This window comes from Pseudoalteromonas sp. JC28 (genome assembly GCF_013319255.1).
Lineage (GTDB): Bacteria > Pseudomonadota > Gammaproteobacteria > Enterobacterales > Alteromonadaceae > Pseudoalteromonas.
Genome location: NZ_QOKX01000002.1, coordinates 182,408 through 205,884, shown reverse-complemented (window position 1 = coordinate 205,884; position 23,477 = coordinate 182,408). Strand labels below are relative to the sequence as shown.

The window sequence follows — 23,477 nt, the reverse complement described above, 5'->3', positions numbered from 1 at the left end:
GTGTTCTCGTTATTTTTATATTCACCCTAAACCATAAACGATGTAAGGCACTTTAACAATTGAGCAAATACTCTAAAAACGCCATATTCCCACAATATCTGAGGATTTACAATCTAGATGCTGTTGAAACGTGGGCTTTAGCGCTCTTTGTGAACTTTTCTTTCCATGATTAGTTTATTCTTTACGCTCCTTCAGTTGTAAACGCGGTTTTGTCGCGGTTTTGGTGTGCTTCAATTAGCTTATAGCAAATTTCCGGGTTTTCCATATGGCAATGGTGGCCGCCAGGTATTTTCTCAAGCTTGAGTGAGTCGAAACAGCCTTTAAATTGACTATATTGTCTGACAATCATGTTATAGCCTTGTTCCGCTAACACCAGTAAGGTTGGAATGGTAATCCCATTGAGCGCGGATTTTGCCTGCGAGATGGAATACCTAAATCCAGAGTGGTGCTTTAGCCTAGGGTCTAATGTAAGTTGCACGCCTTCACTGTGCGGCAGGGTATTTCTTGCCATAAGCAGCGCTGCTATTTCTACGGAAACATCACTGATTTTACTGCGCAGTTGCGTAAGTGTATTTATATCAGGATAAACCCGTGGTTCAGATTGTTTTAATTTATCTCGGGAATTAAACGCATTAATGAGCTGGGTTTTGGTATCACTCTCTGAGGTACTCACAATTCCTATTCCCTCGATTAATACCAAAGATAAACAGCGTGTTGGATAGCAGCTTGCAAACAAGTTAGCTATCATCGCCCCCATAGAATGACCAACAATATGACACGTTTTGATTTGTGCTAAATCTAAAAAGTACTTTAAGTCATAGACATAGTCGATAAAGTAATAAAAGGCGTCGGCACTTTTCCAATCTGAATGTCCATGACCTGGTAAGTCAAGCGCTATATGTGTGTATTGTGTATTGCAAAATGGCACAAACGGCACAAAACTGTTGCTATTATCTTGCCAACCGTGAAGGTAGATAACGGTTTGCTCTCCTTCTCCCCAGTGTTGGTAGGAGAATGGCCCGATTTTTTGTTCTTTTATCGCATATAGAGACATCGACGAATTCTTTTAGTGTTCATTGTACCATCATTGATTTATCATCTTACCGTGACATATTTGAACTTACTACTTTGATTTGTTGAAAATATTTTTATCCAACATCCATTTTATTACGAATGCGTTTAAATTGATCAAATAGTAGAGAATCACAAACCTTCATCACGATAAGTACACGGGAATAACAATGAATTTCAAAACTAGCCTTTTGGCCTCATTTGTTGGATTAGTATTTGCGGCTCCGACACTGGCTGCTCCAAAAAACATTATTTACATGATTGGCGACGGTATGGGGCCGGCTTACACAACGGGCTACCGTTATTTTAAAGATGACCCTTCCACGAAAGTGGTTGACCCAACGGTTTTTGACTCTATTTTGGTTGGTATGGCGCATACCTACCCAGACGACGACACGGTTGTAACAGACAGTGCTGCGGGCGCAACCGCCTTAAGTACAGGAACGAAAAGCTATAATGGCGCAATTGCGGTAGATACCCATAAAGAACATTTGGAAACGATGCTCGAATTGGCGAAAAGAAAAGGTAAAACAACCGCGCTTGTTGCAACATCGCAAATCAACCACGCAACACCTGCAAGTTTCGCGTCTCATAATGAATCACGTCGTAACTATGACGACATTGCCAATGATTACATAGACAATAAAATCGCAGGAAAATTACCTGTAGATCTTATGCTTGGTGGTGGCACTAAATACTTCATTCGTGAAGATAGAAACCTAGTTAATGAATTTAAAGACGCAGGTTATCAATACGTCGATGCTTTATCTAAGCTTGATACGCTAAATAAAATTCCTGCGATGGGTCTGTTCGCAGAAGTAGGTCTGCCATTCGCAATTGATGAAGAGCCTCAGCGCCTAACTAAAATGACTAAAACGGCATTATCATTATTGGAAAACCAGAATGATAAAGGCTTCTTCTTAATGATTGAAGGTAGTCAGATTGACTGGTGTGGACATGCTAATGATATCGCTTGTGCTATGCATGAAATGGACGACTTTGCAGAGTCAATTAAGCTGGCAAAGGCTTTTGTTGATAACAACCCTGACACTATCTTGGTGATCACAGCAGATCACTCTACCGGTGGATTAACGCTTGGTGCGAACGGTCAGTATCGCTGGGAGCGTGATGTGGTAGCTAAAGTGAAAGGTTCAGCGGGCGAGATAGCAAAAGCACTTGCAAAGACAAAAGACATTAAAGCAACATGGCAAGAGCTAACAGGTCTTGAGTATGACAGTGCGACTGAGCTAAAAGTAAAAGAAGCACTATCACAAGGTCCGAAGGCGCTTAGTGTTGTCGTTAAAGAGGCAATTAGTGATGCATCTTTCACCGGTTGGACAACGGGTGGTCACACCGCTATCGATGTACAAGTGTTTGCCCATGGTAAAGGTAAAGAAGCGTTTATCGGCTCGCAAAACAATACCGCAATTGCTGATAAACTGATTGGATTTATTAAAAAGTAAAAATCTTCACCTATTATTTCAAACAAAGAAGGTCAGCATTTGCTGACCTTCTTTGTTATCGAATCTTGAAAGAGATAATATATCAATTAGCTTTAATACTTGCTCAATTTTAAGGAGCAAATCTGACGCTAACGGCGTTAAAAATTTCTCATTTAGAACAACTAAATAGCAAAATTTTCGTCTTGTTATCGACAAGATTTTCTCGCCTCAAAATAGACCACTTAATTAAGCGAATTGGTATTACGCGTAAACAGAAACGCCAATCATACTTTTGATCTCATCTCGTCTTGCTTCCGTTGCAATTGCTTTGTATTCACTAATTGCTTGTCCAGTACGAAAGTTAGGGCGGTCGTAGATAGTCGAACGTTGCTGCGATTGGAACTGCTCCACCAACGCAATGCCCTTTTCACTGGTTTTGATCTGAGCGGTATTGAGCTTAGCCGTACTCATTTCTTCAATAGCAGGGCTCACCGCCTTTTTAGGCTGTGGCTTTACTTGATATGTACCTGCTTGTTGAATGATTGAATTTAGTTTCACGTTCTAGCTCAATAAATACGAAGTGCTTGTATAAAAATACGCCTTTATTCTCGACCTGGCAACTTTTTCCACGTCACAGTATCTCTTACATATTGCGGCTGGGCGTCAGCTGCATCCACAGATAAGCCTTGTGTGAAACTATCGTCGGCTATAAACAGCATGTAATAAGCATCCGGTAACGTGATATTGTCAATGATTTCGCATTCAAGCTGTGTGGCAAGCTCTGAGAATGCTTGCCATCCTGTACCAACACCGGCCGCGCCAGTTGATGTAAAGTCGATATTTTCAGGTTTAATAACTGTTTCTTCGGTGCTTGGTTGAATAACATCACGAGTTTCGCCATTGTATTGGCATAAGTAGATCTCACCCATACGTGCATCTATTGCCGACACTACGCTGGACTTGCCTGCTTCCATGTATGCCTGTTGCGCCATCGCTTGCAAAGTTGAAACGCCAACCAACTTAAGACCTGAAGAATAAGCTAAGCCTTGCGCAACCGCTGTACTTATTCTAACCCCAGTAAAACTGCCCGGCCCACGTCCAAACACAATGCCATCAAGCTCACTAAGCGTGATATCGGCTTCGCGTAAAATACGTTCAACTAAGGGAAGTATCTTTTGGCTATGCTGCTGTGGGCAAACCTCGAAGTGGCGAATAAACTTGCCTTCATAGTGCAATGCAATACTGAGTGCTTCGGTGGAGGCGTCTATGGCCAACAGGTTATTTTTCATTTTTATCAATATTCTCTAAAAATCGGATTGCCTTGTTTAAGTCTCTCGTGCGAGACATATCGGGCAAACTACTTAAAAACGTCTGGCCGTATTTTCTCGTAACTAAGCGATTATCGCAAATAATCAGTACACCTTTATCGTTAGCATCACGAATTAGCCGCCCAACCCCTTGTTTCAACGCGATAACAGCTTGGGGGAGTTGTATTGCATCAAAGGGTTCTAATCCACGCATTTCAGCGTCTCGCATGCGCGCTTGCAACAAAGGGTCATCTGGTGAAGCAAATGGTAGCTTATCAATGACAACACAACTCAAAGTGTCACCTCTCACATCCACGCCTTCCCAAAAAGAAGCTGTACCAAGTAGTACGGCGTTACCGTGCCGAATAAATTGCTCTAAAATTATCCGTTTCGATGCTTGACCCTGCATAAAAATGGGGTATTGCAGTGCCGTATTCAGCCCTTCGTACACTAAATGCATCGCGCGATAACTGGTAAAGAGTAAAAATGTACGCCCTTTTGCAGCTTCAATCACTTGTTTTGCAAGCTTTACCAGCGCATGTGGCATTAAGTCGTCACGGCTTTCTGGCAAATAGCGTGGCAGGCAAAGCAAGGCTTGCTGCTTATAGTTAAATGGGCTATCAACAATAAATTGTGAGGTCGGTTTGAGTCCTAAGCTACGACTAAAGTGCTCAAGGGAATTATCAACGGATAAGGTAGCGGAGGTAAATACAAAGCTTGCCTCAGTGGTTTTGACAATTTGTGCAAACTTACTTGATACATCAAGCGGCGTGATATGAATAGATAAAAAGCGCCTTGTGGTTTCGAACCAGTAACTAAATCCAGTTTGACTGGTATCAAAGGCACGTTCAAACTGATTTTTAAAGGTCATGACCTTTTCAAATGGGTGTTCTATTTTTTCACTTCTATCCAGACAAAGTTTGAGCACTTTATAGAGAAAGTCTAAGTTAGCTATCACTCGATGCATGGCATCGCAAATTGGTTTATTCGCCAGCGCCTCACGCCAATCACCGCGGGCACCATCGCCACCAAATACCAAACGCAAATCGGCGACACTGGTTTCCAATTTACTGAGTGTTTTGCCAAGTTGCAACATATCTGGAATATCAGAACGGTAGATCACCCTTAAATCGTTAATAAGCGCCTGCAAAGCTTTAGTGCTGATAGTCTCACCAAAGTAGTCACTGGCTATTTCTGGTAATTGATGTGCTTCATCGAAGATATAGCTATCCGCGGTTGGCATTAGCTCCGCAAAGCCTAAATCTTTTACGGCCATATCGGCAAAAAATAAATGATGGTTGATAACCACAACATCGGCATCGACTGCCTTTAATCTTGCCTTTCGGATATAACAGTCTTCGTAGTCTGGGCACTCTTTTCCTAAACAGTTATCTGCAGTTGAGGTAACGTAGGGTAATACCTTTGCGTCTTCTTCGATACCCACACAGTCGGCTAAGTCTCCACTGTGTGTTTCAGAAGCGAACTTTGCAACCATGGCAAGTTGGTGCATAACATCTGGGTCGTCGGTTGGTACATGGCTCAAATGCTGTGATAAACGATAAGGGCAAAGGTAATTGGCTCTACCCTTTAGCAAAGTGACTTTTTTACCACTGGTAAGCACCTTTTTTAGCGTCGGTACGTCACGATGGAATAATTGCTCCTGCAAGGCCTTGGAGCCGGTTGAGACGATGACCTTACCTTTAGACTGAAAGGCAGGAATGAGATAGGCAAACGTTTTACCTGTCCCTGTTCCTGCTTCGGCGATGCATTGTCCGCCATTTTGTATGGTTTCTTCTACCGCAATAGCCATATCAATTTGGGGCTGCCTTGGTTGATAGCCTGGGAAGTGCTGGGCTAAAGGCCCCGTAGAAGAGAAAGTCGTAGATACAGCCAAAGTAATGTAGTTTACAAACAGACAGGTCGCGAAATTGTATGTGGCTAAGCACCAAATCGCAAGTAATCATTCAAAACCAGCGTACCGACACCAACAATGATTGCCTTCAATTAAAAGTTGCGGTGATTAGCTGAAGAAATGGTAAACAAGCAAATGGGGAGAAGCGCAGGGCTTAAATAAAATGCTAAAACAGCTATACTACTAGGAAAACACTGGGGCTAACGCGAGCACAGACAGACCTACAACGAATCAACCTATAAGGTTCTTTACTGATTTATACGGCATGTTATTTCTCCAGTGTAAAATGGTGAACGGTCAGGTTAAATTTGCTTTGGCTTGACGTGGTGGCTACTGGCCCTAGTGAAATTCGTTGAGCATAAAGATTGAGGGAAAAGCCGTGCTAGTTAACCTGAGCTGCGGATAATTAATGCCTTTCTAGCAGCCAGTTTTAGCGCTAACTGCGTTGAATTCACTTCCAATAGCCAGCTATTGGTGCGTAAATTCGCCTTGTTTTCCCTAAAACTCTCTGGCTAGATAAGGAGAAAACTAAGTTGTGCTTTAGCAACAATGAGTTGGAACATTCCTTATCCAAACCTCAGGTTAGTTAGCTACACGGCTTAAATATGTACAAAATAAGTCTATTTTGGTCAACAGTTACTTTGCTCAGCTAACAGTGATGGTTGGATCCCATTGATAATATCCTAAAAGCGACTGGCTTTGACCATCTGAACTAAGCGTATATAACGCAGACTGAACTTGAAAGTTTTCAGTGCCTGAGTTTCGCACCTTAGAATCCAGCGTCATAAAGTTTGTGCTTACATGCGCCGCTGGTAAACCATTATTGTTGCCGGAATTAACATTTGGAACTGCTGCTTCAGTGCGATTTACGCTGTTAGTCACAAACGTATTAAAAACTTGAGTACCACCAAATTGTTTGATCCCGTAGATAATCACGGCATCATCAGCGTTGCCGTAAATCGACGTGCCGCTAAAGGAAACATTGTCCCCAGCGTTTGCTCTAAAGTTTAGTACCGCAGTACCTTGGCCACTAACAATGCCTCTGGGATCTGAAGCAATCATAAACTCACTGTTGTGATCTATAGGTGTGGGACTATTTTGGTCTTGGCTTGGGTGGGGGTAATGCGCTTTCACGTACTCTGTATCAATAACAATGAGCACATTAATGCTTTCTGAAGATGCTTCTAATGTTGACATGACATTCCTCTCCTATCGGATGAAATTTACAAGAAATTAGTGATCCCTCTCTTGTGGCATCCTGCACATTCACCATATCATCGAATCACTTTCTTTCACTTAACTTAAAATGGATTTACGGCCTAGAATTTTTATCCTAGCCACCATTTCGTTTATAAACATAGGCGTGAAAACGCAAAATTTGAATTACACGTCATTACACCTTTATAAACAAAATCTTATAATTAAAAGTTATATGGTGGTAGCGGTTACTAACTTTTTTGGGTGAGTGTTCAACACGTTTTTCTAAGATTTCGGCATTGTGAAGGCAAAAATATCTTTACCTATTTTTGCAAATCGAATGGCATCGAGATGAAGCGAGTTTTGTTCTAGCTGATGCAATAAAGCAATTTTAGATCACGCCCATGTATCTAGATTCTCACCCTTATGTTCTTCGTGAGATTTTTCTTCCTCATCCTCTTCATCTTCGCTTTCTTTAACTTTTTCGTGCTCAGCAGCTTGGCGTTTAAGTTCAATTTCGGTTTTTAGATCTTTCTTAACTTTTTCAATCTTATAGTGCTGCACACCAGCTACATGAAATGCAGGCTTATGAGTTACATCTAGCCGTACGATTGGGCCTAAAAAAGGTTTAAATGCATCCATCTGTTCCCCCTCTAACCTACTGTTGGTCTTACTTATTATCGGCTGTTATAAGCTATTCTTTAATTTGCGTTAAAAAATGATTGCCAAGTAGAACAAAATTATGTTTATCTATAAATGAACTTTTTGAACAGCAGATATATTACAAAGGTAACATCATGCTAATAACACTGACAGCAATTCATCATCACCATCATCATACGGGATAACCTGTCAGGTATTTCGCTGGTGGGTTATTCCTTAAAGGAACCTCCGGCGAAGCAAAAAGTATAGTCAAAGTTTATTTCGCCCCGAGGTTCCGCCTCGGGGTTTTTCGTTTAAAGAATTAGGAAATAAATAATGAGCAACAGCAACCGTTTAAGAATCGCAATCCAAAAATCAGGCCGTCTTTCAAAGGATTGTCAAGCCCTACTCAAACAACTTGGTGTAAAACTAAACCTACGTGAACAGCGTTTGATCGCCCACTCTACCAACATGCCTATTGATGTACTTAGAGTACGTGATGACGATATTCCCGGCCTTGTAATGGACGGCGTTTGTGATTTAGGCATTGTCGGCGAAAACGTGTTAGAAGAAGTTCAAGCTGAGCGTGTTCGCAACGAGCAGTTTGCTGAAGTCACTAAACTTTCAAGACTGGACTTTGGCTTTTGCCGTTTAGCACTGGCGTGGCCACAAGAGCTAGGTCAACAGGATAAAGCGTGGTTTAACGGCAAACGCATCGCAACCACCTACCCTGAGATTTTAAAGCAATATCTAAAGCGTGAGAACATCGATGCTAGCGTGGTCATGTTAACGGGCTCGGTAGAAGTAGCACCTCGAGCAGGCCTTGCTGACGCCATTTGTGACTTAGTATCAACCGGTGCAACGCTTGAGGCTAATGGCCTTATGCAAGGCGATACCATCTTAGAATCTAATGCTTGCCTCATTCAAAATGCAGCATTGACTGACCAAAGTAAGCTTGCGCTTATCGATAAGTTAATGCCACGCCTTAAAGGGGTGAAACAAGCAAAAGAAAGCAAGTACATCATGATGCATGCACCAAAGAATAAGTTAGATGAAGTATGTGCATTACTTCCAGGTACAGGCCAACCAACTTTACTTGCACTTGCTGGCAGTGATGAATATGTTGCACTTCACATGGTTAGCTCTGAAACCCTATTTTGGGAGACAATGGAAGAGTTAAAGGCGCTCGGTGCTAACTCTATTCTCGTCATGCCAATTGAAAAGATGATGGAGTAACAGCATGTTTGATTGGCAGCAAGCCACCAGCGAGCAACGTCGCGAATGCTTGAGCCGTCCTGCGGTCAAAGTGGGCGATAAGGTAAAAGCAGCAGTTGAAAAGATAATTGATAACGTCGCTCGCAACGGCGACAACGCATTACTTGGTTATGCCGAGCAGTTTGACGCACGTATTAATCCAAGAATACGGGTAACGGGATCAGAGCTTATTGAAAGCGAATTTGCGTTAACACCTGAACTTAAAAGTGCTATTGACCAAGCGTATAGCAACATTAAGAAGTTTCACCAGTTGCAGTTACCACAAAGCAAGAAAATTGAGATTCAGCCAGGCGTGACCTGCGAGCTCAGATATCAAGCGATAGAAGCCGTGGGTTTATATGTGCCAGGTGGTAGCGCGCCACTGCCTTCTTCTGTCTTGATGCAAGGCGTGTGCGCGCAGCTAAGTGGTGCAAAAACAATCGTCTTGGCGACGCCGGTTAAAGGCGATAGCCAAATACATCCTGCGATTTTGTATGCGGCTAAACTGTGTGGCGTTACCGATGTGATTGAATGTGGTGGTGCAGGTGCAATTGCTGCCATGGCGCTAGGTACTAACAGCGTACCACAAGTGAACAAAATTTTTGGTCCAGGCAATAGCTTTGTCACAATGGCAAAACAGCTGCTTTCTCAGTCAGTGCCGGGACTTGCGATTGATATGCCGGCTGGCCCTTCTGAGGTGTTAGTGATTGCAGATAAGGGCGCTAATCCAGAATTTATCGCCGCCGATCTACTTTCTCAAGCGGAGCATGGTGAAGACTCGCAAGTCATATTATTGGCGTCTGACAGTCAACTAATCGAAGAAACTGAAGCTGCAATCGAGCGTCAACTAAGCAAACTTAGTCGCGCTGATATTGCCAGAGCTGCGCTTAAAAACAGCACGCTGATTTTAGTTGAGAGCATAGAGCAAGCATTTGAAATCTCAGCAGAGTATGGGCCAGAACACCTTATCTTACAGATAAGAGATGCAGAGCGTTTCCTGCCTCTAGTAAAAAACGCAGGCTCAGTGTTTGTTGGTGACTATACGCCAGAATCAGCGGGTGATTATGCGTCTGGCACCAACCATGTATTGCCAACCTATGGTTATTCAAAAACCTACTCAAGTTTAAATCTGATGGATTTCTATAAGGCTTACACAGTACAAACCATCACAAAAGAAGGCCTTCGTGGTTTGCGCTCTGCCATTTTACCTTTGGCACAAGCTGAGGGCCTAGATGCACATGCGAACGCCGTTAAAGTGAGGTTGGAGAATAATAATGACTAATATTGCGTTACCAAATAACATTGAAAAGCTTAAGGCTTACAGCTCTGCAAAGAGTGCAAAGTTGACCGGCACCACGTGGCTCAATGCCAATGAAAGTCCATACGCTCGTGTGCTTGAAATGTGCTTTGATAACTTAAACCGTTATCCAGATCCGCAACCTCAAGCGGTAATTGATGCCTATGCAGGCTACGCTAAGGTCGATCAAACAAATGTACTGATGACGCGTGGTGCCGATGAAGGCATTGAGTTATTAGTACGCACATATTGTGAACCGGCCAAAGATAGCATTGCAATCTTTACCCCTACTTATGGTATGTACAAAGTTACGGCAGACACCCACAACATCGCTATTAATGAATTAAGCCAAGATCAGCTTGCCGATGACGATGTGGATACACTAACCGCTGCAATTGGTGACGCTAAATTGGTATTTGTGTGTAATCCAAATAACCCAACTGGCGCAATACAACCTGCCAGCAAAGTCGCTGCACTTGCTGATAAGCTTAAAGGCCGTGCAATCGTGGTCGTTGATGAAGCTTATATTGAGTTTTGTGAAGAACAAACCTGTGTCGAGCTTATCAAAGAATTCTCAAACGTTGTTGTGCTGCGTACGTTATCTAAAGCGTTTGCACTGGCAGGACTTCGCGTTGGCTTTATGTTAGCGAGTGAAGCACTATTGGCACCGGTGAGAAAAGTGATTGCGCCCTACCCTGTTTCTACAGTCGTGGCACAAATAGCAGCAACAGCGTTAACGTCAGATGCGATAACGCAGATGCGCCGGCAAGTCTCTATTTTGAACCTAGCAAAAAAGAAGCTTATACAATGGCTACAAGACAGCGAGTTCGTAAGCGCAATGTTATGCGGCGAAGGCAACTTTGTTACTTTACAGCTAACCGACAAACAGTTTGTGGAGCAAGCGATGCGCCAGGGGTTAATCATGCGGCCATTTGTGCTGTTTGGCGAGGACAACTGGTTGCGGATCTCTATCGGCAACGAGCAGGAATTAAAACAAGTAGAAAACTGGCTGAAACAATGCCAAGTGACTGAGGAAGTATCATGAGCGCCCCCTATTTATTCATCGACCGCGATGGCACTATTATCGAAGAGCCAATAACCGATAAGCAAGTGGATAGTCTAGAGAAATTGGCACTATTACCCAATGTGATCCCAGCGTTATTACAACTGCAGTCGTTTGGTTATAAGCTAGTGATGGTATCTAACCAAGATGGTCTCGGTACAGATAGCTTCCCTAAAGCTGATTTTGATGCGCCTCAAGATAAAATGATGCAAATCTTAACAAGCCAAGGGATCCGTTTTGAAGAAGTACTGATCTGTCCTCACTTTGACGAAGACAACTGCCAATGTCGCAAACCTAAAACAGGATTACTCACTGAATTAATGCGTTCAGGTAAAGTGAACCTTAGCAAATCATTTGTTATTGGCGATAGGCAAACCGATATTCAGCTTGCAGAAAACCTTTGCATTGAAGGTATTCTCTACAAAGATAACTGGCCTGCTATTGTGACGCAGTTAACCACCTTAAACCGAAGTGCACAAATTGCCAGAAATACCAAAGAAACGCAGATTTCGGTAGCGATAAATCTGGATCAACAAGCAAATGGAGAGATTTCAACAGGGCTTGGTTTTTTCGACCACATGCTAGATCAGATCAGAACTCACGCTAACCTTGGCCTGAATATTCAGGCGAAAGGTGACTTACATATAGACGAGCACCACCTCGTAGAAGACATCGGTATTGCCCTTGGTCAGGCTTTTAAGACTGCGCTTGGCACAAAATCACAAATCGCACGTTATGGCTTTGCGCTGCCTATGGACGAATGTAAAGCAGAATGTCAGTTGGATTTATCTGGACGCGCGTCTTTTGTACTTAACGCTGACTTTACAAGAGATAAAGTGGGCGACTTGGATGTACAAATGGTTGAGCATTTCTTTAAATCCTTCGCGGATAATGCGGCAGTGAGTTTAATTTTGAGCGTAAGCGAAGGTAATGCCCACCACCAAGTTGAGGGTTTATTCAAAGCATTTTCTCGTGCTATTCGTATGGCAATTGCAACAGACGCGTCACAGCAAATGGCAAGTTCTAAGGGGTGTTTATGATTGCAATTATTAATACCGGTTGTGCCAATATTAACTCAGTGCGTTTTGCATTTGAGCGCTTTGGTGTTACGCCTGAAGTGATCACTGCACCGGAGAAGCTAGCCCGCTTTGAACGAGCCATTTTACCCGGTGTCGGCCACGCAAATGTGGCAATGAAGCGGTTAAATGAGCAAGGCTGGGCAGACGCAGTCGCTGACTATCAACGGCCTTTGATGGGGATTTGTTTAGGGATGCAGCTGCTTTGTGAGTCGACTGAAGAAGGGGATATTCCGTGCTTAGGTCGTATTCCGGGTAAGGTTGAGTTATTAGAGACTAACGAGTTAACTGCACCGCATATGGGCTGGAATAATCTCCGTGTGGTGAAGCCCCATGCGCTCACTTCAGGGCTCAGTGAACAAGACCAAGTGTACTTTGTACACAGTTTTGCGCATACCATCAATCAATCGACATTGGTTTCGGGTGAGTACGGTCAAGCGTTCTCTGCGATTGTCGCAAACGACAATTATGCCGGCATGCAATTTCACCCTGAGCGCAGCGGCAAGGTTGGTGCGCAGCTTTTACAAAACTTTATTAATTGGCAGCTATAAAAGGACGAACAATGATTATTCCCGCTTTAGATGTATTAGAGAACAATATTGTTCGTTTGTATCAAGGCAAGTACGAAACCGCACAGTTTTACCCATTTAATTTAGCTGAGCGTTTACTTGAATACCAAAATGCAGGCGCAGCCAAGCTACATTTGGTGGATTTAGAAGGGGCTCGTGACCCGAGCAAAAAGCAGTGGCGCACTATCCAAGCGGCGACTAAGGCTTTATCTGTTCCCTTTCAGGTAGGAGGAGGTATTCGCAGTATAGACGACGTAAAGCAATGGTTAGATACCGGAGCTGCCCAAGTGGTGATTGGCTCAATGGCGGTAGATAAACAGCAAGAAGTTGCTGCGTGGATTAAAGCATGTGGCGCCGACAAATTCGTGATTGCACTTGATGTGAACAAAACCGAAAGCGGCTGGTCTCCTGCCACTCACGGCTGGCTAAATGATGCGAAAAGCGATCTATTCGAGCTGTTAGATTTTTATGTTGAGCAAGGTGTGAGTGATTTCTTATGTACGGATATCAGTAAGGATGGCACGATGACAGGTCCATCGTTTGCATTATACGAAGACATCACTAAGCATAACAGTGCAATTAAAGTACAAGCATCAGGGGGCGTGAGCTCTCTTGACGATATTGCACGGCTTGCAAAGCAACAAGTAGGTGGAGTGATACTTGGCAAGTCGCTACTTGAAGGTGTATTTAGCGTTGAGGAGGCTTTAGCATGTTATCAAAACGCATAATTCCTTGTTTAGACGTAAAAGACGGTCAGGTGGTCAAAGGTGTTAAATTCCAAGGCCATGAAGTCGTCGGTGATATTCTTGACCTCGCCCAGCGTTATAGTGAGGCAGGTGCTGATGAACTGGTGTTTTATGAGATCAGTGCCAGCGTAGAAAAGCGTTTACTCGATGTGAATTGGGTAGCTGAAATTGCCAGACATATCGATATACCATTTTGTGTAGCTGGTGGGATTAAATCAGTGGCTGATGCGGCACGAGTGCTTGAGCAAGGCGCAGATAAGATCTCGATTAACAGCCCTGCCATTGCAAGGCCTGAACTCATTAAAGAGTTACATGACGAATTTGGTAAGCAATGTGTGGTTGTCGGCGTAGACAGCTTCTATGATAAGCAAACTCAGGAATATTTAGTATACCAGTTAACTGGCGATCCGAATGCGGCAAGTCGTACTCGATACAAAACGCACGAATGGGTCAAACGAGTTCAAGACCTTGGCGCTGGAGAGATTGTACTTAATTGTATGAATCAAGATGGCGTGCGTAATGGCTATGATATAGCGCAGCTCAGCGCGATTAGGGCGCTGTGTAAAGTGCCACTTATCGCTTCTGGCGGCGCGGGTAGTATGCAAGACTTTGTTGATGTATTTAAACAAACTAATGTCGATGGTGCTTTGGCTGCAAGTGTGTTCCATAAAGGTGTGATTGACATTCCAAAGCTCAAACAGTTCTTAATAAATAATGATGTGGCGGCACGACAATGATTATTAATAAACAAAACATAGCAAAAGTAGATTTTGATAAATCAGCACTCATTCCCGCTATCGTACAAGATGTGTTAACCGGGGTAGTATTGATGCAAGGCTTTATGAACAGAGAAGCCCTTGAAGTGACATTAGAAAAGCAACTCGTTACTTTTTATTCGCGTTCAAAATCGCGCCTTTGGACCAAAGGTGAAACCTCAAACAATGTATTGACCTTGGTGGAAGTGCATACCGATTGTGATAAAGACAGCCTGCTGATTTACGCAAAGCCACAAGGTCCAACTTGCCACCTTGGAACCGAAAGCTGCTTTGCGGAAACCATGCCAGAGCTAGCATTTTTAGGAAAGCTTGAGCGAGTGATTGCCCAGAGGAAAAATGCATCACCTGAAAGCAGCTATACCGCCTCTTTATTTGCTAAAGACTTAAGCCGTAGTTGTCAAAAAGTCGGAGAAGAAGGGGTTGAAGTGGCGCTAGCAGCGATGAAAAACGACAACGAAGAGTTGCTCAATGAGTCCGCAGACTTACTGTATCATCTTATTGTTTTATTACAGCGGCAAGGCCTTACACTCAGTGAGGTGGTCAGTACGCTAAAAGATAGGCATAAGTAATTTGCGCTTTGGGTAAGTAATCATTTCGTCTATCCCTTCGTTGGCTTGTTCCAGACATCGTGCCGAAACAAGCCAGCTTAGTAAAATTGGGATAAACCTGTAATTAGATCAACTCCTGTTCATATAAATAAGGTAAACTTCTCATAGTCTTACAACTATGCAGTGGCAAAATATTAGTCTAACTTTAATAGTGCTACTACGAACAGTATGGAACGGTTTATGAAAACAAGATTACTTGGTCTAATGCTGGCAGGATTGACAGCTGCCGGATGTTCAACATTAACCCCAGAGCAACAAGAAAAGCTCGATGATATGTCTAATTGCGAGAAACTTAATACGCTTCTAAGTGCATCATCCACAGGGTTTTCAGCGCTTAAAGGTGCTGAAGTCGGCGCAAAGTTAATTAACTCTTGGCAGGCTAAGGCACATTTAGTTGGCAATAAATGCCAAATTATAGAAAGCGCTAGTGGAAAATCAAAATATACCTGTTCTGAGCAGTTCAAAGAGTACGAAAACGCAGTAAAAATCCATAACTATGCACAGAGTCTAGCAAGGCAATGTTTAGATCACTCTTGGGCTGGCGATAGCCAAAAGAGTGGCCAGCTAATGCGTACGGACATTACTTCGCCGAGCTCTACTAGCAAAATTGCAATTGAACTGGGCAAAGGCCTCGATAAAGTCTCGCCATGGATAGTTTCGTTTAATGTGACTGAAAAATAAATACAAAATACGGAGAAGTGTTGTGCTTCTTCTGCCCTATCCCACCCTAGGATTCCTCGTTTGCAATCCCCTTGACTTTGTCTGTTTAAGCGTTAATAAATTTTTCATTGTTGCTTTACTCGATTCTAATGTCGCTTTGCGTGGCGTCTTTTATATAAAAATAGTGAATAGTAATTGTGGTGTAACGCGATACAAATTTAGAAAAAATAAGCTGTATGTATTTTGAGCGGAGTTGGGATCTGCAACAGTCTGTATTTAATTGATGCTGATTATGCATTTCTTTGGTTTTTTGTGTTAATAAAAAAGCTTGTTTATTAAGAAAAGGTAGCGTTTAATTCAGGTGCTATTTTTGTTGTTGGCGCTAAATTAACTACTATTTTTAAAGGAATTAAGATGAACACATTAATAAAGCTTTCAGCTCTATCCTTCTCTGTTGCTATGCTTAGCACTCCTGCTTCTGCTAATGAACAAGCTAAGCCATTCGAGTATACAGTAAATGGCAGTGTATATGAGATCCCCGCTTCTCAAGCTAAGAATTTAGATGAGATAATTGCGCTAATAGAAACTAATAACGATGTTTCAGGTTATGACGTTACTGAGACTAAATTAGCGAAAACTGAGAGCACTGAAATTGCCAGTGATTTTTCAACGCTAGCTGGTGGTAACTTACGTGTTTATAGTGAACTCAATACGGGGTATTTAAATGATTTTGACCAAGCATTTACTTACACTTGTCCAAGTAATATGTTTATTAAATCAATTTCAAGCTACCATCAAGATAAACAAGAAGACAGACGTTTTAGCTTAGTCTGTGCAAAATTTACAACGGATAGCGGTAGTCGCATTTATCGTAAAACGACAAAGTGGAGCGGTTACGTAAATTCATACGACCAAGCGTTTAACTTTGTTTGTCCTAATGGTCAATTCTTTGTCGGAATGTCAAGTCGTCACGATAATGGTACAGAAGACCGTTTGTTTAACTTTAATTGCGCATCTATGGCAACCTCTAGCGCAGGCGCTGCACTATTCGCTGAATCATGTATTACAACACAATACACAGGCTACGACCAACCTTGGACATTAGGTGGTAATGGTGCAATCATCGGCATGTCAAGTCGCCATGATAACAGAACGGAAGACCGTCAAACTGCAGTGAGTTACTGCTCAGCTGCGAGTGATTGGTAATAACTTCCTTTAGAGTAGGGTTGATACCCTACTCTCATGTCAGAATTTGGTCATTTCATTGTCATACAAAAGTCGCACACTCATAATGTAATTAGTTAGCGGATTTAAGAGTTATCGTGACCAAACCGAATATTTTTCTCATCAATTTAGATTCTTGCACTGATAGACTCAAGGAATCTACTCTCCAGTTTGATAAGTTCTCACTACCCTTTGAAAGGATAAGCGCTGTAAAAGGCGCAGAGCTGAGCGCAGACGTTTTAGATACGAGCTATTGTAAGTTAAAAAACGCTAAGCAATATTTTCGCCCTTTAACCTTGGGTGAAATAGGTTGTTATCTAAGTCATATCAAAGCACTTGAAAAAATTGTTGAGTTAAAACTACCCTACGCCTTTATTTTTGAAGATGATTTTCAGCTCCACGACGACTTAGCACATATTGACCAACAGATTGCTTCATTGCCATTTTGTTGGGATATGATCAAGCTATTCCAATCTCCGAAGAACAAACGCACTCCGATTGCAAGCTTTCCGCTAAATAAATCGTTATCGCTATTTATGCAAAATAAAGTGCCCGCGGGAATCGTCGCTCAGCTTGTAAGTTTTGAGGGGGCGAAGAAAATATTATCTAAGTCAACTCCTTTCGGCAGACCGATTGATATTGATTATCAACATTTTTGGGAAAAACAGCTCAGTGTTTTTGTAATGAGCCCTTGTCCTGTTAGCCATGGTGAAAAGTTTGCGAGTACCATAGATAGAGCTCCAAGTGTTACAGGAGCAAAGCGGTATTTTTGGCGTAAACAATTGCTTCAGATAAATAAGTTTATAAAAAACAAGTTTTATCGCGGGCTGGTTCTCAAACGCTATCAGCAACACTTCTAGTTATATGATGCGAAAGCCGCTGTACGCCTTTTGAACAATGGGTTTTATACTTGTACGGAATAGAGAAAAATTCGTGTTAAAAGTGTAATTTATGGGAAGACTTCTGAAAAAGATGTGCTAGTATCTAAGATTATTGCAATAAGTTTAACTTTTTGCTTAAACCATTAATAATAACAACGTTGAGGGAGCACAGACGTGTCTATAGAAATCAACTTTGAACTCTCTGATTCAGATCTTGAACACTTCCGTGGAATGATGAAAGCTGCTATTGAGAAAAGTGGCGATGTGAGTGATGCCGAAATTATAGCTAAAGCGCGTAATTTAGTGGCAACGATGGAAAAATCCAACCTTCCTGAATTTGTAAGCACTCGTCTAATTTCGTTACAAACGCTAATTGACGCAGTGTTAGATGAAGAATGGCAAATGCCTGAAGATGAAAAGCGCGAGATCATGGCTTCTCTTGCTTACTTCAGTGAGCCTGAAGACATCGTTCCAGATCATATCCCAGTATTGGGCTATGTCGATGATGCGATTATGATTGAACTTGTGTTACAAGAACTGTCGCTAGATTTAAAAGCATACCGTGAATTCTGTGGCTTTAGAGCTACTGAAGAAGCAAGACGTGGTGATAATGCTAAGGTCGATCGTGAAAGCTGGCTTGCGGGCACACGCTCTCAGATCCGTTCTTCTATGCGTAGAAGTCGTTCTAAAAACCGTTCACGCTTCTTTTCTCGCATTATGTAAGTTAAGTAGCCCTAAGCTTAGCTAATTGCTTTTTAGCTTAGGGCTGTGGACTATAAAAGGGCTGATAATCATCAGCCCTTTTTGATTGCCATTATTTTATTTCATTTGGGTGAGAAACCCCCATCCACGCTTTATAAAGTAACGCTTGCTCGCTTGATGGGTTAGGTGTAAATGTTATCTTTTTAGGCTTATCATGGTCGCGGTCAAGCTTGATTTTCGTATTCATCAACTTATCACGACGGATAAAATCTACCGTGATTGTTTGACCTGGCTTGAAGTTTTCTAAGCTCGCTTTTAAATCTTTACGAACATGGTGCTTATCAAATGCAACGATAAGGTCGCCTGCTGTTAGCCCCGCTTGCCATGCATTTCCATCTCGAGCTACATGCGTCAGCTCCAGTAATTCACCCTTTTGTCTTGCCATACCATCTAAGCCTGCGATCATTTTAGCCGACTCTGGATAATCATAAACAAGTCCGACTTTGTCGAATAACTTGTCAAAGTCTATGTTCGCTGGTGTATCAACATATTCATTCCACCAAGTATTGTAGTCTTGACCGGTAAGCGCTTTTAGGATGTTTTTAACATCTTCACTGGTGAAGCTATTTGGCAATTTATGCTGTTGGTAAAGCGCTTTATGAACGTCACGGTAGCTAATTTTTCCGTTTGACTTCTCGAGTAAATCGATATCAAGTGCCATGGACACCAACGCACCTTCTGAATAGATATTGGTGCTGTAATTTATCCCATGATCGCCACCTTGATTGATCCATTTATCAAAGCTCGTTGCAGCAACCGACTGAACATGACGACCAGGAGTTTTTAAATGACGATTAACACGCTTAGTCAGCATTTTAAGATATTCGTCATTGGTGGTGATCCCTGCACTTAGCAGCAAATAATCCTCAAAGTAGCTGGTTGAGCCCTCTGCTAGCCACAACAAATCCGTGTAATTTGGTGCTACGTAATCATAAGGAACCATGCCTGCTGGACGATAGTTTTTGACATTCCACGTGTGGATGAATTCATGTGCGGCTGTAGAGATAAAACCAATGTAGTCATCTCTTTCTTTAAAACTGTCTCTATGTCTTTGAATAATCGTCGAGTTTAAGTGCTCTGTTGCCCCTCGTGCACCGCTGGTTGCATGCACCATAAAGACATAACGGTCATAAGGATAATCGTGCCAAATGAGCGTGCCGGTTTGAACGAGTTTTTTAAGATCGGCTAGCATTTGGTCAACGTCATAGTTGCCCTCGCCCCAAATAACTAGTTCATATCTACGGCCATCCACTTCAAATTTGTGCAGCTGATTAATACCAGTCTCAATAGGAGAATCTAACAATATGTCATAGTTATCGGCTTTGAAACTGTGTTTTGAATCGGCAAACTCCATACCGGAGACTGAGCGCCAGCCTTTAGGTACATTGAGTTCAACAGAAACAGGCTCTGATCTGAAAGATTCACTAAACATCAAAAAGCCAGATGCATCGATAAACGCGTGGGTGTCATCTATGTGTCTGGCTCGAAGACCTAACTCATTGGCATAAACCTGATAGTTAACCGTCAGCTCGGTAGGCTCGCTAAGGTGTACGCGCCATGTGTTTTTATCAATTTTTTCCCATTTTTGTGATTGCCCGCTTTGAGATTTGGCGTCAAAAAAGCGTACGCCGTTGGCTAAATCCAATATCTCGTAGCGACCTGTACGCCAATCTGGAAGTTGCACATCAATGCTTGATTGTGAGGATTTTGGAAATTTAACTTCTACTTCCGCAAGGTGATGCTGCGGTTGTGTAATTGAAATACGGTAGTCAACGTCAGCATAAGCACTAAATGTTGCTGCACATGCTAAGGCAATAAGGCTTTTTTTCATTATTTTTGTATCGGTAATTCGAGATAAAATCAATTTACCAAATCAGCGACTTACACGCTAAGTAATATCGATGAGTAAACAGCAAACTCCGATACATTACCACGTTAAATTTCCGCGCATAACAGCGTAATTTGTTGTAGACTTGGTAACTAAGAGATTATTTTATGATTGGAAATCTGTGACTGACAATGCCTTAATGCTCGAGCAGAAATTAAAGCAAGCCATAGAGGCTAGAAAAACGCTTGAGGATGCAAGAAAACAACAAGTAGAACTCCTTACTCAGTTTGCTGCAAAGTTATCCTTAGCCTGCAAAGGGCAAGATGTTTCACTTGATAATCAGTTAGCTAAATTTCGTATTGCACTTAATAAAGGCGTCGATTTTGAGCTGCTTGTGCCTTTTATCGATGGAATTTCCGAGCCGCTAAAGTCACAAGAAGTGACCAATTCAAATAATCAAAAAGCATTGCAAACGGCAATTCAGCAAAGCGGAAAGTTACTGCAGAAGCTCAAGGGATTACCAGATGAGTCGCGCAGAAAGTTGCGTCATTTATTGGATGTAGAACTTGAAGATATCAACTCTACTAATGCTTACATCCCCGCGTTAGAGTCTTTGGTTTCTATCTACCATACGGTTTTACAATCAAAAGTAGAAATTACAGAAGAAACATCTCATAGCCACCACCCAGAACTAGCTGCTGAACTTCAAGCTTTGATCAACGAATTAATTTTCGAAGATGAAGTAATAGAAAAGGTTAAAGAGATCCGCGCAAGCGTTGCGGAAAACAACAGTTTAGATAATCTATATTCAGCAGCGACAGAAATCATTAAAATTATTGCGCAAACGATTGCCAAAGAGCGCCAATCCGCACAAGGTTTTTTGGTTTCACTGAATCAAACACTGGAAGAGCTACATCGCTCTATTGTTGAAACAACGGCGCGTTCAAAATCAACATCTAAAGAACTACAGTCGTTAAACAATAAAATAGAACTAAAAATTCAAAACTTAAATCAGCAAACCCAAAACGCCAGCTCAATAACTGAGCTTAAAGCCTTGGTCGACAACGAGTTGAAACTACTGAGTGCTGATTTGATAGAGCGTGAAAAGCTCGAAAAAAATGAGCGTGAGGCGCTGCTTGACTCATTTGATGCAATTAATAATCGTATCAACACCTTAGAGTCCAAAGTTTCAAATTATAAAAAGCGACTCAGCGAACAAAAGTTCAAAAGCCTATTGGATAGCTTAACTAAGTTACCAAATAGAGCAGCTTTCGATGAGCGTCTAACCCATGAAATGCACCTATTTGAGATAAACGACTCAGATGTGACGCTGGTTGTTATCGACGTTGATCACTTTAAATCTATCAACGACCGTTATGGTCATAGTGCGGGCGACAAAACATTGCAAGTGATCGCACGAGCCCTTAAAAAGTCTATTAGGAAAAGCGATTTTATCGCACGCTACGGCGGTGAGGAATTTGTTTTGCTAATGCCAGGTATGCCGCTGACTCATGCGCAAAAACCGCTTGAAAAAGTAAGGCAAGTCATTAAATCTATACCATTCAAATTTAAAGAAAAAGAAGTCGAAATTACGATTTCTCTCGGTGCTACTCAGTTTGTCAAAGGGGACACTGCGTTGAGTGCTTTTGACCGAGCTGATGCAGCGCTTTATGAAGCGAAGAATAGCGGGCGAGATAGATTGTGTTTTAAGTAAATAGAGTTAACTTGGGTAAAAGCTGAGTTGCGAGACATTATACTCGTCCCTGCTTTGTTCAGTTATACCAATTCGCTGCGCATTATAAACAAGGAGTAAGCCTATGCAAGTAGAGCTAAACCCAACTGGGGTTCTTAACTTATTATCAAGATTGGAAGTCGATTTACTTCAGCAGTCAACCACAAGTGAGAGATATAGGCTTTTTAGAAATTGTGCATTGGCGGTATTGAATGTAGGTAGTCATACCGATTCCAGCTCTGAAATCTACGATAAATACGAAGATTTTGATATTCAGCTACTCGCACGCGAGCGAGGAATAAAAATTGCGTTAAGCAATCCCCCCGAGTCAGCTTTTGTTGATGGTCAAATAATTACCGGTATCCATGAGCACATATTTTCCGTGATCCGCGACATACTTTTTATTTGTCAAAAATATCACGGTGAAAATAAATCGCCGGTAGAAATTACCCATATGGTTTTTGACATGCTGCGTAACGCTGATGCGCTTGAAGTGAATAAAGACCCTAACATGATTGTCTGTTGGGGCGGCCATTCAATTAATGAAGTTGAATACAAATACACCAAGGAAGTGGGTTATCAACTCGGTCTTCGCGGCCTAAACATTTGTACTGGTTGTGGACCGGGTGCAATGAAAGGCCCGATGAAGGGGGCAACAATTGGCCATGCTAAGCAACGGATCTCGAATAACCGTTATTTAGGCCTTACCGAACCCAGTATTATAGCCGCTGAACCGCCTAACCCAATTGTTAATGAATTAGTGATTTTGCCTGATATTGAAAAGCGTCTTGAAGCTTTTATCCGTATTGCGCATGGCATCATTATTTTCCCAGGTGGTGCTGGAACAGCTGAAGAGCTGCTTTATTTACTGGGTATTTTGTTACATCCAGAAAATGAAAAGCAATGCTTACCTGTGATCTTAACTGGCCCTAAAGAGTCAGCGGCATATTTTGAAGAACTCAGTGCTTTCATTGAAAAAACACTTGGGAAAGAAGCTCTGTCTAAGTTTGAAATTATCGTAGACAATCCAGAGCTGGTAGCCAAAAAGCTCAAACAGTCGATGGCAACGGTGCGCGAGTATCGTAAGTCTGAAGGTGATGCCTATTACTTTAATTGGACATTAAAGATTGAAAATGATTTTCAGCACCCATTTGCACCAACGCATGAAAATATGTCGAGCTTAGACTTACACCTAGAGCAACCAAAACAATTACTGGCTGCTAACTTAAGACGTGCTTTTTCTGGTATTGTTGCCGGTAACGTGAAGGATGAAGGTATTACAGCAATTAAACAGCATGGTCCGTATGAATTAAGTGGTGATAAATCACTGATGGCCGATATGGATAAGCTGTTGGGTGCATTTGTAGCTCAGGGGCGAATGAAGCTACCTGGGAGCAAATATATACCGTGTTATAAAATTAAAGCTTAGA

22 protein-coding genes are annotated in these 23,477 nt (G+C 42.1%); 15 read left to right on the top strand and 7 right to left on the bottom strand.

Features of this window, described 5'->3' with window-relative positions; all coding sequences use genetic code 11:
* Positions 1–181 precede the first annotated feature (181 nt).
* Complete coding sequence (locus tag DS891_RS06140) at positions 182–1,054, bottom strand: alpha/beta fold hydrolase (protein ID WP_174169195.1); 873 nt, start codon at positions 1,052–1,054, stop codon at positions 182–184.
* A 187-nt stretch (positions 1,055–1,241) separates the two neighbouring features.
* Here DS891_RS06140 and DS891_RS06135 point away from each other — a divergent pair, with 187 nt between their 5' ends.
* Positions 1,242–2,534, top strand: a complete 1,293-nt coding sequence (locus DS891_RS06135; protein WP_174169194.1) for an alkaline phosphatase — start codon at positions 1,242–1,244, stop codon at positions 2,532–2,534.
* A 240-nt stretch (positions 2,535–2,774) separates the two neighbouring features.
* Here DS891_RS06135 and DS891_RS06130 read toward each other — a convergent pair whose 3' ends face one another.
* The 5 genes from DS891_RS06130 to DS891_RS06110 form a co-directional block, all read right to left on the bottom strand.
* Positions 2,775–3,071, bottom strand: a complete 297-nt coding sequence (locus tag DS891_RS06130) for a hypothetical protein (protein ID WP_174169193.1) — start codon at positions 3,069–3,071, stop codon at positions 2,775–2,777.
* A gap of 44 nt (positions 3,072–3,115) precedes the next feature.
* Positions 3,116–3,802 carry a tRNA (adenosine(37)-N6)-threonylcarbamoyltransferase complex dimerization subunit type 1 TsaB gene (gene tsaB, locus DS891_RS06125; protein ID WP_174169192.1) on the bottom strand — a complete coding sequence of 229 codons (687 nt, stop codon included), beginning with the start codon at positions 3,800–3,802 and terminating at the stop codon, positions 3,116–3,118.
* Positions 3,792–5,630 (bottom strand): ATP-dependent DNA helicase, encoded by a 1,839-nt coding sequence (locus tag DS891_RS06120; RefSeq protein ID WP_254605748.1) that lies wholly within the window; start codon positions 5,628–5,630, stop codon positions 3,792–3,794. The genes tsaB and DS891_RS06120 overlap by 11 nt, the downstream gene beginning before the upstream one ends.
* Before the next feature lie 747 nt (positions 5,631–6,377).
* Positions 6,378–6,929, bottom strand: coding sequence for an inclusion body family protein (locus DS891_RS06115; protein WP_174169190.1), 552 nt, complete (start codon positions 6,927–6,929; stop codon positions 6,378–6,380).
* A 396-nt stretch (positions 6,930–7,325) separates the two neighbouring features.
* A complete protein-coding gene (locus tag DS891_RS06110) occupies positions 7,326–7,571 on the bottom strand; it encodes a hypothetical protein (RefSeq protein WP_174169189.1) in 246 nt (81 codons plus the stop codon).
* A 336-nt stretch (positions 7,572–7,907) separates the two neighbouring features.
* Between DS891_RS06110 and hisG the strand changes: the two genes are divergently transcribed.
* From hisG to DS891_RS06050, 12 genes are all read left to right on the top strand, one after another.
* Positions 7,908–8,807: an ATP phosphoribosyltransferase gene (gene hisG / locus DS891_RS06105; RefSeq protein ID WP_174169188.1), complete on the top strand. Its 900-nt coding sequence runs from the start codon at positions 7,908–7,910 to the stop codon at positions 8,805–8,807.
* A 4-nt stretch (positions 8,808–8,811) separates the two neighbouring features.
* Positions 8,812–10,107, top strand: coding sequence for a histidinol dehydrogenase (gene hisD / locus DS891_RS06100; protein ID WP_174169187.1), 1,296 nt, complete (start codon positions 8,812–8,814; stop codon positions 10,105–10,107).
* Positions 10,100–11,167, top strand: a complete 1,068-nt coding sequence (gene hisC, locus DS891_RS06095; protein ID WP_174169186.1) for a histidinol-phosphate transaminase — start codon at positions 10,100–10,102, stop codon at positions 11,165–11,167. Before hisD ends, hisC begins: the two co-directional genes overlap by 8 nt.
* Positions 11,164–12,225 (top strand): bifunctional histidinol-phosphatase/imidazoleglycerol-phosphate dehydratase HisB, encoded by a 1,062-nt coding sequence (hisB, locus tag DS891_RS06090; RefSeq protein ID WP_174169185.1) that lies wholly within the window; start codon positions 11,164–11,166, stop codon positions 12,223–12,225. Before hisC ends, hisB begins: the two co-directional genes overlap by 4 nt.
* On the top strand, positions 12,222–12,812 hold the full coding sequence (hisH, locus tag DS891_RS06085; RefSeq protein WP_174169184.1) for an imidazole glycerol phosphate synthase subunit HisH: 591 nt from the start codon (positions 12,222–12,224) through the stop codon (positions 12,810–12,812). The genes hisB and hisH overlap by 4 nt, the downstream gene beginning before the upstream one ends.
* 11 nt (positions 12,813–12,823) lie before the next feature.
* Positions 12,824–13,558 (top strand): 1-(5-phosphoribosyl)-5-[(5-phosphoribosylamino)methylideneamino] imidazole-4-carboxamide isomerase, encoded by a 735-nt coding sequence (locus tag DS891_RS06080; protein WP_174169183.1) that lies wholly within the window; start codon positions 12,824–12,826, stop codon positions 13,556–13,558.
* Positions 13,540–14,313 (top strand): imidazole glycerol phosphate synthase subunit HisF, encoded by a 774-nt coding sequence (gene hisF, locus DS891_RS06075; protein WP_102058097.1) that lies wholly within the window; start codon positions 13,540–13,542, stop codon positions 14,311–14,313. The genes DS891_RS06080 and hisF overlap by 19 nt, the downstream gene beginning before the upstream one ends.
* Positions 14,310–14,921: a bifunctional phosphoribosyl-AMP cyclohydrolase/phosphoribosyl-ATP diphosphatase HisIE gene (gene hisIE / locus DS891_RS06070; RefSeq protein ID WP_174169182.1), complete on the top strand. Its 612-nt coding sequence runs from the start codon at positions 14,310–14,312 to the stop codon at positions 14,919–14,921. The genes hisF and hisIE overlap by 4 nt, the downstream gene beginning before the upstream one ends.
* A gap of 219 nt (positions 14,922–15,140) precedes the next feature.
* A complete protein-coding gene (locus DS891_RS06065; RefSeq protein WP_010605480.1) occupies positions 15,141–15,641 on the top strand; it encodes a hypothetical protein in 501 nt (166 codons plus the stop codon).
* A gap of 393 nt (positions 15,642–16,034) precedes the next feature.
* Positions 16,035–16,826 carry a dermatopontin-like protein gene (locus DS891_RS06060; RefSeq protein ID WP_010605481.1) on the top strand — a complete coding sequence of 264 codons (792 nt, stop codon included), beginning with the start codon at positions 16,035–16,037 and terminating at the stop codon, positions 16,824–16,826.
* A 116-nt stretch (positions 16,827–16,942) separates the two neighbouring features.
* A complete protein-coding gene (locus tag DS891_RS06055; protein ID WP_174169181.1) occupies positions 16,943–17,704 on the top strand; it encodes a glycosyltransferase family 25 protein in 762 nt (253 codons plus the stop codon).
* A gap of 195 nt (positions 17,705–17,899) precedes the next feature.
* Positions 17,900–18,448, top strand: a complete 549-nt coding sequence (locus DS891_RS06050) for a YkvA family protein (RefSeq protein ID WP_010605483.1) — start codon at positions 17,900–17,902, stop codon at positions 18,446–18,448.
* Positions 18,449–18,539: 91 nt separating this feature from the next.
* Here the strand turns inward: DS891_RS06050 and DS891_RS06045 are convergent, their stop codons facing one another.
* On the bottom strand, positions 18,540–20,318 hold the full coding sequence (locus tag DS891_RS06045; RefSeq protein WP_174169180.1) for a M61 family metallopeptidase: 1,779 nt from the start codon (positions 20,316–20,318) through the stop codon (positions 18,540–18,542).
* A 178-nt stretch (positions 20,319–20,496) separates the two neighbouring features.
* Here DS891_RS06045 and DS891_RS06040 point away from each other — a divergent pair, with 178 nt between their 5' ends.
* Complete coding sequence (locus DS891_RS06040; protein WP_102058101.1) at positions 20,497–22,029, top strand: GGDEF domain-containing protein; 1,533 nt, start codon at positions 20,497–20,499, stop codon at positions 22,027–22,029.
* A gap of 103 nt (positions 22,030–22,132) precedes the next feature.
* Positions 22,133–23,476 (top strand): nucleotide 5'-monophosphate nucleosidase PpnN, encoded by a 1,344-nt coding sequence (ppnN, locus tag DS891_RS06035; protein WP_010605486.1) that lies wholly within the window; start codon positions 22,133–22,135, stop codon positions 23,474–23,476.
* Position 23,477: the final 1 nt, after the last annotated feature.